The 13,589-nt window shown below is 66.8% G+C and carries 10 protein-coding genes and 1 pseudogene; 9 read left to right on the top strand and 2 right to left on the bottom strand.

Annotated features, from left to right (window positions below):
- Positions 1–7: 7 nt before the first annotated feature.
- A complete protein-coding gene (locus ABQF30_RS12485) occupies positions 8–823 on the top strand; it encodes an HAD family hydrolase (RefSeq protein ID WP_448464950.1) in 816 nt (271 codons plus the stop codon).
- Here ABQF30_RS12485 and ABQF30_RS12480 read toward each other — a convergent pair.
- Entirely contained in the window at positions 820–2,445 is a 1,626-nt protein-coding gene (locus ABQF30_RS12480) for an N-acetylmuramoyl-L-alanine amidase (RefSeq protein WP_448464039.1), read from the bottom strand. The genes ABQF30_RS12485 and ABQF30_RS12480 overlap by 4 nt on opposite strands.
- Positions 2,446–2,788: 343 nt before the next feature.
- Positions 2,789–3,226, bottom strand: a pseudogene (locus tag ABQF30_RS12475) (hypothetical protein); the annotation flags it as partial.
- Positions 3,227–3,749: 523 nt separating this feature from the next.
- On the opposite strand from ABQF30_RS12475, the gene glf reads away from it, so the two are divergent.
- From glf to ABQF30_RS12435, 8 genes are all read left to right on the top strand, one after another.
- Positions 3,750–4,982, top strand: a complete 1,233-nt coding sequence (gene glf / locus ABQF30_RS12470; protein ID WP_448464037.1) for a UDP-galactopyranose mutase — start codon at positions 3,750–3,752, stop codon at positions 4,980–4,982.
- Between the two features lie 14 nt (positions 4,983–4,996).
- Positions 4,997–6,934 (top strand): glycosyltransferase, encoded by a 1,938-nt coding sequence (locus tag ABQF30_RS12465; RefSeq protein ID WP_448464035.1) that lies wholly within the window; start codon positions 4,997–4,999, stop codon positions 6,932–6,934.
- A 1-nt stretch (position 6,935) separates the two neighbouring features.
- Positions 6,936–7,496 carry a phosphatase PAP2 family protein gene (locus tag ABQF30_RS12460; RefSeq protein WP_448464033.1) on the top strand — a complete coding sequence of 187 codons (561 nt, stop codon included), beginning with the start codon at positions 6,936–6,938 and terminating at the stop codon, positions 7,494–7,496.
- Between the two features lie 54 nt (positions 7,497–7,550).
- On the top strand, positions 7,551–8,492 hold the full coding sequence (locus ABQF30_RS12455; protein ID WP_448464948.1) for a decaprenyl-phosphate phosphoribosyltransferase: 942 nt from the start codon (positions 7,551–7,553) through the stop codon (positions 8,490–8,492).
- Positions 8,470–10,527 carry a terminal beta-(1->2)-arabinofuranosyltransferase gene (gene zomB, locus ABQF30_RS12450; RefSeq protein ID WP_448464031.1) on the top strand — a complete coding sequence of 686 codons (2,058 nt, stop codon included), beginning with the start codon at positions 8,470–8,472 and terminating at the stop codon, positions 10,525–10,527. Before ABQF30_RS12455 ends, zomB begins: the two co-directional genes overlap by 23 nt.
- Before the next feature lie 452 nt (positions 10,528–10,979).
- Positions 10,980–11,981, top strand: coding sequence for an esterase family protein (locus tag ABQF30_RS12445; RefSeq protein ID WP_448464029.1), 1,002 nt, complete (start codon positions 10,980–10,982; stop codon positions 11,979–11,981).
- A gap of 165 nt (positions 11,982–12,146) precedes the next feature.
- Positions 12,147–13,049 carry an alpha/beta hydrolase-fold protein gene (locus ABQF30_RS12440; RefSeq protein ID WP_448464027.1) on the top strand — a complete coding sequence of 301 codons (903 nt, stop codon included), beginning with the start codon at positions 12,147–12,149 and terminating at the stop codon, positions 13,047–13,049.
- Positions 13,050–13,103: 54 nt separating this feature from the next.
- Positions 13,104–13,577, top strand: coding sequence for a DUF732 domain-containing protein (locus ABQF30_RS12435; protein WP_448464025.1), 474 nt, complete (start codon positions 13,104–13,106; stop codon positions 13,575–13,577).
- Positions 13,578–13,589 lie beyond the last annotated feature (12 nt).

The raw sequence follows: 13,589 nt of genomic DNA, 5'->3' as shown, positions 1-13,589 counted from the left end.
CGCTGAAATAACGCCGCCCGGGCTGATCGCCTCTGACGTCGACGGCACCCTGCTGGACGACGATGAGAAGGTCACCCCGCGCACCCGCGCCGCAGTCCATGCCGCGGTCGAATCCGGCATCACCTTCGTGCTCGCCACCGGACGCCCGCCGCGCTGGATACAGCCTGTGGTCGACGGTCTGGGCCTGGCGCCCATGGCGGTGTGTGCGAACGGGGCAGTGATCTACGACCCGTCGACCGATCGGATCGTGTCGGCGCAGACGCTCTCGGTCGACGTGCTCGGCGAACTCGCCGAGATCGCCACCCGGGTGATTCCCGGCGCAGGCCTGGCGGTGGAGCGGGTCGGCCGGTCGGCCCACGATGCGGCCACTCCGCAGTTCGTCAGCTCACCGGGTTACGAGCACGCCTGGCTCAATCCCGACAACACCGAGGTGTCGGTCGAGGATCTGCTGAGTGCGCCCGCGGTGAAGCTGCTCATCCGCAAGGCAGGCGCGCGCAGCGCCGACTTGGCCGCCGAGTTGTCCAAACACATCGGTCTGCAAGGCGATCTCACGTACTCGACCAACAACGGCCTGATCGAGGTGGTGCCCCTCGGCATCAGCAAGGCCACCGGCATTGCGCAGCTGGCCGGCCCGCTGGGGCTCACCGACGCCGACATCGTCGCTTTCGGCGACATGCCCAACGACGTACCGATGCTGCGTTGGGCGCGCCGCGGGGTGGCGATGGGTAACGCGCATCCCGAAGCGGTGGCCGCCGCCGACGAGGTCACCGAGACCAATGCAGACGACGGCGTGGCACGTGTGCTGGAACGCTGGACGCTCTAGTCGATCCGGCTGAGACGCTCCAGCTGCACAGGCTGCTCATCCGGTGACGGCGGTGGCAGTTCCAGCGGAACACCGTCGACCACCCGGGTAACGGTGCCTTTCTCCCGGTCGAAGTTCAGCGTGCCGTGCTGGAAGTTCTGCACGATCCACTGGGGTTCACCGATCTCGCCGCTGGTGGGTAGCCCGAGTACTCCGCGTTCGAAGCCCAGCGAGCCCCACGCCTCGTAGATCGCTCCGGTCACCGGCTCGGCCCCGCTTGCCGCCGACCAGTACAGCGCGCCCCGCTCGAAGGTGGCGTATCGGGCGCCGCCGGCCGCTGCGGCCTCGGGAGAAGTCGGATTGCCCAGCGGGCCCGCGGGTCCGCCGGTCGCCTGCCAGCGGGCGAAGATGGCCCCGCCCCGCATCTGCTCGGCCAGGTCCTCGGGGCCGGGGGGCTTGTTGAACCGGGCCGCGATGTCGCGCAGCCGGCCCATCTGCGCGTAGGCGGCGTTGCCGGGGCAGTCGGTGACGCCGACGTCGCGGTGGGTGAAGATGGCAGGCAAGGTGGGGGTGGCACCGCGCGGAATATGGGTGAACGAACCACCCGCAGAGGTGAGCACCGCGGTGCCGTGCGGGTCGATGCGATCCAGGCCGAGCCGCCAGCCCAGCAGCCGCCCGGTGGTGCGCAGCTGGATCGGCGTCGGCGGTACCGCGTTGAAGTCGCCCATCATCGCCACGCCCCAGGTGTCGTGGTTGAAGCCCCCGGTGTGGGAGCCCTCGACGGGCTTGTCGATGCCGCCTGCGCGGCCTTCGAAGACCTGGCCGAACTTGTCGACGAGCGCGTTGTAGGCGAGGTCGCACCAGCCGAGGGTTCGGGTGTGGTACTCGTAGATCGACCGCACGATCCCGGCGGAATCCTGGGGTGCGTAGTCGTTACTGCCCGCCGTGTGGTGCACGATTCCGGCGCGAATTCCCCTGTCGTACCGAGGATTACCGCATCGCATCGATTCGTCGGCGCCCCACTGCGATCGGTTGATGATGTTGGGTGGAACGCCGGGCGCGGTGACAGCGGTGGGTAGTGGTCCGATGTCGACGGGGGTTTGCGGCGGTGAGATCAGTACCGCGGTGATGTTCTGTCCGAAGGGTTTTTGCACGGTGGCCGGGCGATATCCGAGCCCTGGCTCGGCCTTGGCAGGCGCCGGTTCTCTGTCCGCCTTGGGCGACGCCGGTTGTCTGTCCGCCTCCGGCAGACGTGTCACCGCGATCTGCACGGTGTTGGTGCGGCCGACGAACACCGGCTCGGTGCCGCGTGGTCCAGGGGTGTCGGCGCCCACCCCGTCGAGCTTCTCGGCCTCGTACCACGGGCCCCACGCGCCGTCGGCCTTGCGGGCCCGCACCCGGGCCGAGGTGCCGCGCAGGTCCTGCGAGGTGAGCGCCACCATGGAAAACGGGGTGTCCTGGTGGATCTCGCGGATGCTCTCTCCACCGGCGAGATTGTCGAGGGGCTGTTCGGCGAGCATCGGCGCGGAATTCGCCGCTACCTGGTCGTCATCGAGGCCGCCAGTCAATGCCCACGGCACGGCCACCACGGTCGCCGCGATTGCGGTGAACAAGATCGACGGCGAGGGTCGGCGTGACGGCACGGACTGATGTTACGTATGAGTCTGATGTTACGAATGATTCGACACGGCCCGGCGGGCCATTTTCGTCAGGCAGTTGCGCAACGGCACCGCAGAGCCTGTGGGCGCTTCTGCGGTGCCGTTTCGCAATGGGACCAGTTAGGGCGCCGGCGGTGCGGGCACCGGTGCCGGTGGCGCCGGTGCTGCCGGGATGCCGGATTTCATCGCCGAGGTGATCGCCGGCATCACCATGCCCTTGAGCAGGTCGATGGCCTGGCCGGCGCCGAGCTGCTCGGCAGCGCTGGACAGGTCGCCGAACAGGCCGCCGCCTCCGCCGCCGGTCGCGGGCATCGCGGCCAGTGACGGATCACCCAGGATGGGATAGCCACCCAGGCTGGGATCGCCGAGCGGAGCAGAGATCGGCACCTCGCCCGGAGCGGGCAGGCCGGTGCCGTTCGAGATCGGCATCAGCGAGGGGTCGGTGCCGATGGGCGGCGTGGTCAGGCCCGTCGCGCCAAGGTCCGGACTGGTCAGCCCCGGGTTGGTGAGCGCCGGATTGGTCAGGCCAGGATCGGTCAGCGACGGCGTCGACGGCAGGGCGCCATCGGGGGAGGTCAGGCCTGGCGTTGCCTGCGACGGTGACGCGCCTCCCGGAGTGAGCGCCGGATTGGTGAGGGCCGGATCGGTCAGGCCGGGCGAGGTGAGGCCCGGCGTGGTGAGGCCTGGTGACGTGAGCCCCGGTGACGTTAGGCCAGGTGAGGTCAGACCCGGTGACGTGAGCCCCGGTGAGGTCAGACCCGGTGACGTGAGCCCCGGTGACGTGAGCCCCGGTGAGGTCAGCGTCGGCGAGGCCAGCGACGGCGTCGGGCTGGTTCCGGTCAGCATGCCGGTGGGCATGGGCGGCAGGTTGATGCCGAACTGGGACAGGCCTTGGGAGAGCGCGGACATCAGCTCGCCCGGCAGGTCGGTGACGAGCGCTGCCTGGGTGAACTCGCGCTGCTGCGGTGCGGGGGAAAGCTGCGTTAGGGCTACTAAAGCGACTGGACTTGCGACTGCCACTGCGGCGACTGCGCTCATGGCTGTCGAGAGCTTGCGTCGACCTCGGTTCGGCACGGAAGTCTCCTCAATATATGGACTGCAGGGGTCGTGCTGGGTGCTTCGTCAGCGGCTACGAGCTGATTGTGCGAAGCCCATGAGTGCCAACGTGATCGATGGTAGTGCTGTGACTCCTGTGACTAGAGTGACGATATTGAATTGTGAGCGAATTGCGACCTGCGCCCTCTGTCGAATTCGGGCGAGGCGGGGGCGGTCGGATACCCTGGCTGCCGATGACGTCCTTATCCCCCCGGGGCGCTGCGCGCCTGCCCACCGGTAGTTTCGACTTGTTCGTCGTCGGATCCGGCTTCTTCGGTCTGACGATCGCCGAGCGTGCGGCGACCCAACTGGGCAAGCGAGTCCTTGTTATAGAGCGCCGCCCGCACATCGGCGGCAATGCGTACTCAGAGGCCGAGCCGCAGACCGGCATCGAAGTCCACAAGTACGGGGCCCACCTGTTCCACACCTCCAACAAGCGGGTGTGGGACTACGTGCGTCAGTTCACCGAGTTCACCGGCTACCAGCACCGCGTCTACGCGATGCACAACGGCCAGGCCTACCAGTTCCCGATGGGCCTGGGCCTGGTGTCGCAGTTCTTCGGCAAGTACTTCACGCCGGACGAGGCGCGTGCGCTGATCGCCGAGCAGGCAGCCGAGTTCGACACCAAGGATGCGAAGAACTTCGAAGAAAAGGCGATCAGCCTGATCGGCCGCCCGCTCTACGAGGCATTCATGAAGCACTACACGGCCAAGCAGTGGGAGACCGACCCCAAGGAACTCCCCGCCTCGAACATCACCCGGTTGCCGGTGCGCTACACGTTCGACAACCGGTACTTCAACGACACCTACGAAGGTCTGCCCGCCGACGGGTACACCGCGTGGCTGCAGAACATGGCCGCCGACGAACGCATCGAGGTGCGGCTCGACACCGACTGGTTCGACGTGCGCGACGACCTCCGCGCGGCCAGCCCGGATGCCCCGGTGGTCTACACCGGGCCGCTGGACCGCTACTTCGACTACGAGGAAGGCCGGCTGGGCTGGCGCACCCTCGATTTCGAGGTGGAAGTGTTGCCGACCGGTGATTTTCAAGGCACACCCGTCATGAACTACAACGACGCCGATGTGCCCTATACCCGGATCCACGAGTTCCGGCATTTCCATCCCGAGCGGGCCTACCCGACCGACAAGACCGTGATCATGCGTGAGTACGGACGGTTCGCGAAGGACGACGACGAACCCTACTACCCGATCAACACCGAGGCCGACCGCGCCCTACTGGCCGCATACCGTGGCCGGGCCAAGGTCGAAACCGCCTCGGCGAAGGTACTTTTCGGCGGGCGGCTGGGGACCTACCAATACCTCGACATGCACATGGCGATCGCGAGTGCGCTCAACATGTACGACAACACGCTGGCGCCGCACCTGTCCGACGGTGCGCCGCTTGTATCCGATCTCGACACCGAATAGGAAAGCAGCAAAGCATGAGTGACATCCCGTCCGGCGCGCTTGAGGCCGGAGAATCCAGGGCGGTCAGTCTGTTGGCCCGCGTTATTCTGCCGCGACCGGGCGAGCCGCTGGACGTACGCAAGCTCTATATAGAGGAATCGACCACCAACGCCCGGCGGGCACATGCGCCGACGCGCACCACGCTGGAGATCGGTGCCGAGTCCGAAGTCTCGTTCGCGACCTACTTCAACGCGTTCCCGGCCAGCTACTGGCGGCGCTGGTCGACGCTGGATTCGGTGGTGCTGCGGGTCGAGCTGACCGGCACCGCGCGTGTCGACGTCTATCGGTCCAAGGCCACCGGTGCGCGCATCACCGTCGGTGGCGCGCCGGTATCCAGCGGCGATAGCGGCGAACCCGCCGCAGTCGAATTCGAGATCGACCTTTCCCCATTCGAAGACGGCGGCTGGATCTGGTTCGACATCACCACCGACACCGCGGTGCGGGTGCACAGCGCCAGCTGGTGCGCACCGACGCCTGCCCCGGGCCGCGCGAACGTCGCCGTCGGCATCCCGACCTTCAACCGACCGGCCGACTGTGTCAACGCGCTCGCCACTCTGACGTCGGATCCCCTCGTCGACGAGGTGATCACCGCCGTCATCGTCTCCGACCAGGGCACCAGTAAGGCCAAAGATCAATCGGGCTTCGAGGCCGCCGCCGCCGCGCTGGGCGACCGGCTTTCAATCCACAACCAGCCGAATCTGGGCGGCTCGGGTGGCTACAGCCGAGTGATGTACGAGGCGCTGAAAAACACCGACTGCGAACAGATCCTGTTCATGGACGACGACATTCGCATCGAACCGGACTCGATCCTGCGGGCGCTGGCGATGAACCGGTTCGCCAAGGAGCCGACGCTCGTGGGCGGGCAGATGCTCAACCTGCAGGAGCCGTCGCACCTGCACATCATGGGCGAGATGGTGGACCGGGCGAACTTCATGTGGTCCGCTGCTCCCAACGCCGAATACGACCATGATTTCGCCAAGTTCGCGCTCGACGATGTCGACGAGCAGCGCAGCAAGCTACTGCACCGCCGCATCGACGTCGACTTCAACGGCTGGTGGATGTGCATGATCCCGCGGCAGGTGGCTGAGGAGCTCGGCCAGCCGGTGCCGTTGTTCATCAAATGGGACGACGTCGAATACGGCCTGCGTGCCGCCGAGCACGGCTACCGCACCGTCACCCTGCCGGGCGCGGCGATCTGGCACATGGCCTGGAGCGACAAGGACGACGCGATCGACTGGCAGGCGTACTTCCACCTGCGTAACCGCTTGGTGGTCGCGGCCCTGCACTGGGACGGCGACATCCGCGGCCTGCTGGCCAGCCATCTCAAGGCGACATTCAAACACCTTCTCTGCCTTGAGTATTCGACCGTGGCGATCCAGAACAAGGCCATGGAGGACTTCCTGGCCGGGCCCGAGCACATCTTCTCGATCCTCGAGTCGGCGCTGCCCGACGTGCGCAAGATGCGCTCGGAGTTCCCCGATGCCGTGGTGCTGCCCGGTGCCACTGCGTTGCCCGCGGCCTCGGATATGAAGCGCCGCAAGGTGCGCATCCCGGTGTCCAAGCCGGCGATCGCGATTCGGTTGGCCAGGGGTGTCGCCAACCAGCTGCAGAAGCACGATCCGGAAACCCATGTCCGGCCGCAGATCAACGTGGCCACCCAGGATGCCCGGTGGTTCTCGTTGTGCATGGTCGACGGTGTCACCGTGACCACCGCCGACGGTCGCGGCGTGGTGTACCGGCAGCGTGATCGGGCGAAAATGTTTGCGCTGCTTCGTGCCTCGATGCGCCAGCAGCTGCGGCTGGCCCGCCAGTTCAACCGGATGCGCAAGGTTTACCGCGAGGCGTTGCCGACGCTGACGAGCAAGGGCAAGTGGGAGTCAGTGCTCCTCGTCGAGTCGGCGGAGAAAGTCTGATATGTCCGAAGCTCCGCCGCGCGGCGAAGACGCCGTGTTGGTCGCCGTGCAGTCGGCATTGGCCGGGAGGCCGGGAGTGCTGGCCGGTGCGCGGGCACTGTCGCATTTCGGCGAGCACAGTGCGGGCTGGGTTGCCCTGGCCGCGGCGGGTGCGCTGGCTCAGCCGGCGCGGCGCAAGTCCTGGATCGCGGTCGGCGTCGGTGCCTTTGTGGCGCATGCCGCCGCGGTGCTGATCAAGCGGGTCGTGCGGCGGGAGCGGCCAAACCATCCCGACATCGCCGTCAACGTGGGTACGCCGAGCCGGCTCAGTTTTCCGTCGGCGCATGCGACCTCGACCACCGCCGCTGCGGTGCTGCTGGCTCGGGCCACCGGTCTGCCTGCGCCTGCGCTGCTGGTGCCGCCGATGGCTCTGTCGCGATTGGTGCTGGGCGTGCACTATCCGACCGATGTACTGACCGGGGTGGTCGTCGGGACCATCGTGGGTAAAGCCGTGGGAACTGTGGCCGGAAACACGGTCGGTAGGATCTCGGATTCTGCCCGGTGCCGGGCCGAAGGAGACTGATGAGCGTCAGTGAGCGGGTCGCAACGGAGCGGAACAACGATGAGCACAACCCACATGAGTGAGGAAGCGCAGCCGACGGCTGGTCCGCCGAAGAATCTGCCCGCGGGTCTGGTCAAGGCAGTACGTCCGCGGCAGTGGGTGAAGAACCTGCTGGTGCTGGCGGCGCCGCTGGCCGCGGTCGGCAGCGGTATCGAATACGACTACGCCGACCTCGCGTTCAAGGTTTCCGTCGCGTTCGTGGTGTTCTGTCTCGCCGCGTCGTCGATCTATCTGGTCAACGACGCGCGCGACGTCGAGGCCGACCGGGCCCACCCGACAAAACGGTTCCGGCCCATCGCTGCGGGCGTGGTGCCGGAGTGGATGGCCTACACGCTCGCAGTCGTGCTGGGCGTGGCCGCGCTGCTCATCGCGTGGTGGCTCACCCCGAATCTGGCTGTGGTGATGGCCGTCTACCTGGTGATCCAACTGGCCTACTGCTTCGGCCTGAAGAACCAGGCAGTGTTGGACATCTGCATCGTGTCCTCGGGCTTCTTGATCCGCGCGATCGCCGGTGGCGTGGCCGCCGATATCCCGCTGTCGCAGTGGTTCCTGCTGGTGATGGCCTTCGGCTCGTTGTTCATGGCGGCCGGTAAGCGCTTCGCCGAGCTACAGCTCTCGGAGCGCACCGGAGCCAAGATCCGTAAGTCGCTGGAGCGCTACACGAGCAGTTATCTGCGGTTCGTGTGGACGCTGTCGGCGACCGCGGTGGTGGTCTGTTACGGGTTGTGGGCCTTCGGCCGCGATACCGCGAATGATCCACTCAGCCTCGACGGGCAGGACGCGTCGTGGTACGCGATCACGATGGTCCCGTGGACTGTCGCGATCCTGCGCTACGCGGTTGACATCGATGGTGGCATAGCCGGCGAGCCCGAGGAGATCGCGCTGAAAGACCGGGTGCTGCAGGTCCTGTTCCTGGTGTGGATCGGAACCATCGGTGCTGCCATCTATTTCAGCTGACCGGCTGATCGTCCGGCGGGCCGGCGAGATCGGCCAGAGCCGGCGGACCGGCGGCATCTCCGAACGCCTGGCGCGCTTGCCTGCGTTCCCCTACGACATCTCCGTCCGGATCAGCCTGTGGGTCAGCGTGCTAGTGGTCGGCGGGTTGTTCGGTTGGGGTGCCTGGCAGCGCCGCTGGATTGCCGACGACGGACTGATCGTCCTGCGGACCGTGCGAAACCTGTTGGCCGGCAACGGCCCGGTGTTCAATGCCGGCGAGCGCGTGGAGGCCAACACCTCGACCGTGTGGACGTATCTGGTGACGTTCGGCGCCTGGATCGGCGGCCCGGTGCGGCTGGAGTACGTGGTGCTCTACCTCGCGTTCGGACTCAGCATTCTCGGGGTCGCAATGGTGATGCTGGGCACCGGCCGCCTCTACGCGCCGAGCCTGCAGGGCCGACGGGCGCTGCTGTTGCCCGCCGGTGCGCTGGTCTACATCGCGGTGCCGCCGGCTCGCGACTTCGCCACCTCGGGCCTCGAAAACGGTTTGGTGCTGGCCTATCTCGGCCTGCTGTGGTGGATGCTGGTGTGTTGGTCGCAGGCATTGCGGGCCTACCCGGCCCAGCCGCGCGATGCCGGACCGCGCAACGTGACCGGCCGGTTCTTCGAGGGGACGCTGGCCGCCGTGGCGGGCCTGAGTGTGCTGATCCGCCCCGAGTTGGCACTCATCGGCGGGGGCGCGCTCGTCATGATGCTGGTGGCGGCTCGCGGCTGGCGGCGGCGGGTGTTGATCATCGTGGCCGGTGGATTGCTTCCGGTGGCCTACCAGATCTTCCGGATGGGTTACTACGCCCTGCTCGTGCCGGGCACCGCGGTGGCCAAGGATGCCTCGGGTTCGAAATGGTCGCAGGGTTTCGTCTACCTGACGAACTTCAACCAGCCCTACCTGCTGTGGGTTCCCGCGGTGCTGCTAGCAGTGCTCGCAGTGGTGCTGCTGGCCACCCGGACCCGGCCGTGGTGGGTGCGCCGTCAGGTACCCCAGGGCTACGGCCGGTTGGCGCGAACCGTCCAGAGTCCGCCCGCCGTAGTCGTTTTCATGGTGTTGAGCGGCTTGCTGCAGGGCATCTACTGGGTGCGTCAGGGCGGTGACTTCATGCACGGCCGGGTCCTGCTGACTCCGCTGTTCTGCATGCTGGCACCTGTCGCGGTGATCCCCGTGGTGCTACCCGACGGCACGAAGTTCACCCGCGAGACCGGCTACCTGCTGGCCGCTGCGACCAGTGTGCTGTGGGCCTCGATCGTGGGCTGGTCGATCTGGGCGGCGAACTCGTCCGGTATGGGGGCCGATGCCACCCGCGTCACCTACTCCGGCATCGTCGACGAGCGCCGGTTCTACTCGCAGGCCACCGGGCACGCGCACCCGTTGACCGCCGCCGACTATCTGGACTATCCCCGGATGCGTGCGGTGCTGACCGCGCTCAACAACACCCCGGACGGTGCGCTGCTGTTGCCCGCGGGCAACTACGACCAGTGGGAGGTGGTGCCTGCGATTCCGCCACCGCCTGATCTCCCACCGGAGGTCAGGAAGAACCTGAAGCCTCCGCACACGGTGTTTTTCACCAACCTCGGCATGCTGGGCATGAATGTCGGACTCGATGTCCGGGTCATCGATCAGATCGGCCTGGCGAATCCGCTTGCGGCGCATACCCAACGGTTGACCGACGGGCGCATCGGTCACGACAAGAATCTGTTCCCGGACTGGGCGGTGGCCGAGGGGCCCTTCCTCAAGGAGCATCCCTTCATTCCGCCCTATCTGGACGAGGACTGGATCATCCAAGCCGAGGCGGCGCTGAAGTGCCCGGCCACCGATGTGGTGCTGAACTCGGTGCGGGGAAAGCTGACCCCGCGCCTGTTCCTGTCAAACCTGGTGCATGCCTACGAGTTCACCAAGTACCGGATCGACCGGGTGCCGCTCTACGAGTTGCACCGCTGCGGGCTCGACATTCCCGAACCCAAACAGCCCCCGTACAACGGCATGCCCGCGACCGGTCCGTAACGCCCGGCCACGTCGCGTCGATACCCAGACGGGCAAGTGCCCTCGACATACGAACGGACGGGTAAGAACCACCGATGTTGACAACTTCCGGTGTGGATGCTGCGCGAAAAGCGGGACGGACGCATCCCGGTGATTGTGTTGTTGCCCACGGTTGGCATGGAAGCGCACCGTCAGACAGGTGTCGAGAATCGTTGCGAACGGTAGCCGGTGAAGAGCGACAAGCACTTTCAGGACGCGTACACCGAGGCCGGCGGCCGCAAGGAAGCCCGGCGCAGCGCCCGCGAACCAGACCTGATCGGAGCACTCGACGGCTGAGCGGAGATCAGGGACGGCAACTGCAGTAGAGAAACGTCACGCGGACGTGTGGTTGACTACACGGGCACGTGAGCCGAATACGTCGGGGTAAATCGGCATGTGGAATTCGACAGATAAGAGATGAGATAGGGAGCGGAATGAAGTTCGTTGGGAAGATGCGCGGCGCAGCGGCAGGTCTGTCGCGCCGGCTGACGGTTGCGGTCGCGGTCGCGGCCCTACTGCCTGGCCTGGTAGGCGTCGTAGGCGGCTCGGCGACCGCTGGAGCCTACTCGCGACCTGGATTGCCGGTGGAGTACCTGGAAGTTCCGTCGGCCGGGATGGGCCGCGACATTCGGGTGCAGTTCCAGAGCGGTGGGCCGGGTTCTCCCGCGCTGTATCTGCTCGACGGTATGCGCGCCCGTGAAGATCAGAGCGGTTGGGACATCGAACTCCCCACGTTCGAGTGGTTCCTCGATTCCGGCCTGTCGGTCGTGATGCCCGTCGGTGGCCAGTCCAGCTTCTACGTCGACTGGTACAAGCCGGCGTGCGGCAGCAAGGACGGCGGCTGCAAGACCTACAAGTGGGAGACCTTCCTTACTCAGGAGCTGCCGGCCTGGCTCGCAGCCAACCGTGACGTCAAGTCGACCGGCAGTGCCGTGGTCGGTCTGTCGATGGCCGGTTCGTCCGCGCTGATGCTCGCTGCCCGCCATCCGGAGCAGTTCATCTACGCCGCGTCGCTGTCGGGCACGTTGAACCCGTCCGAGGGTTGGTGGCCCACGCTGATCGGTGTCTCGATGGGTGACGCCGGCGGCTACAAGGCCGAAGACATGTGGGGCAAGTCGGACGATCCGGCCTGGAAGGCCAACGACCCGACTGAGAACGTCGCCACCCTGGCCGGTCTCGGCACCCGCATCTGGGTGTACTGCGGTAACGGCAAGCCCGGCGAGTTGGGCCACGCCGACATGCCTGCGAAGTTCCTCGAGGGCTTCGTCTGCCGGACGAACTCGACCTTCCAGGAGAAGTACATCGAGGCAGGCGGCAAGAACGGGGTGTTCAACTTCCCGCAGAGCGGCACGCACGCGTGGGCCTACTGGGGCCAGCAGCTGCAGGCGATGAAGCCTGACCTGCAGCGCGTGTTGGGCGCTACCCCGACTGCGTAGTAAGCAGCCGGAACGAATTGACGCTGACGGCGGTGACCCACTGGGTCGCCGCCGTCAGCCGTTTCCGGGGCCAGCCGTCGCGGCGATGTGGTTCACTACGACGCGGGAGTCACCCGGCCTGGAGCGAGGCTTGCCGAGCCACCATCGGATGCAGAGGGGTTGAGGATGAGGCGTGCGTTGAGTCTGATGCGAGCGACGCTGCTGTCGGTCGTACTGGCCGCCGGTCTGTGGACCGCGTCCACGGCGACCGGAGCGCCGGCCCGTGCCGATGCTGTCGAATATCTGATGGTGCCTTCGGCAGCCATGGGCCGCGACATCCCGGTCGCGTTCCAGGGCGGCGGACCGCACGCGGTGTTTCTGCTCGACGCGTTCAACGCGGCACCGGATGTCAGCAACTGGGTGAACGCGGGCCACGCGATGAGCACGCTGGCGGGCCGCGGTATCTCGGTGGCCGCGCCGGCCGGTGGGGCCTGGAGCCTCTACACCAACTGGGAGCAGGACGGCAGCAGGCAGTGGGAGACCTTCCTGTCGGTTGAGCTGCCCGACTGGCTGGCCGCCAACAAGGGTCTGGCGCCGGGCGGGCACGGCGTCGTCGGTGCGGCGCAGGGCGGTACCGCGGCTGTGACGTTGGCCGCCTTCCACCCGGGCCGGTTCCGGTTCGCCGGGTCGTTGTCGGGTTTCCTGACGCCGTCGGCCACCGCCCTCAACGGCGCGATCACCGCCGGGCTGGCCCGGTTCGGCAATGTCGATGCCAACCGGATGTGGGGCCCGCCACAGTTCGGTCGCTGGAAATGGCGCGACCCCGACGTGCATGTGCAGTTGCTGGCCGATGCCAACACCCGGTTGTGGGTGTTCAGCCCCGGCGCCCTTTCATGCAGTGACCCGGCCGCGATGATCGGCTATTGCGATCAGGCCCAAGGCAGCAACCGTTCCTTCTACCAGCATTACCGCGCTGTCGGCGGGAGCAACGGGCACTTCGACTTCCCGTCGGCAGGTCAGCACGACTGGGGTAGCTGGGCGCCTCAGCTGGCGCTTATGTCGGGCGAACTGGTCGCCACAATTCAGTAGAAGCCGCGAATCAGCTGTAGCCGGGCACTTTTGGGTACCCGGTACGGTGGAGTCGTGCAGCACACGGTACGGTCGGCCGCCCCGGTCATCGCGACGGCCATCGCGGTGTCCGCTGCGTCGCTGCTCACCGGGTGCGATGCGGGCCGTGACATCATGTCGCCACTGAGTTTGCCATCCTCGCAAATCACCGATGCGCAGGCGCAGGCCGGTGTACTGCCGTCCATGGCGGCGCTGCCGCAGCAGGGCCGCACCGGCAAACTGGTCGTCAACAGCGAGCAGCAGGGCTACCTCGACGCGCTGCGGGCCGCCGGCGTCACGCCGTCGAGTGACTTGCTGGCGCTGTCGATCGGGTCCTATGTGTGTCAGGCCAGGGCTGCCAAGCAGAATGATCAGGCGGTGTGGGATTTTGTACTGCCGCTGGTGCGCAGCGATGTGCGCGCCGCTCACCCGGAGGAGGGCAAGCTGCCCGGTGGGGTCGACTCCGCCACCTCCGACTACATCCGCATCGCAACTGAACGACTCTGCTAGCAGGAGCACGAA

The sequence above is a fragment of the Mycolicibacterium sp. XJ870 genome, from assembly GCF_053483975.1.
This window is presented reverse-complemented; position numbering and strand designations above follow the sequence as displayed.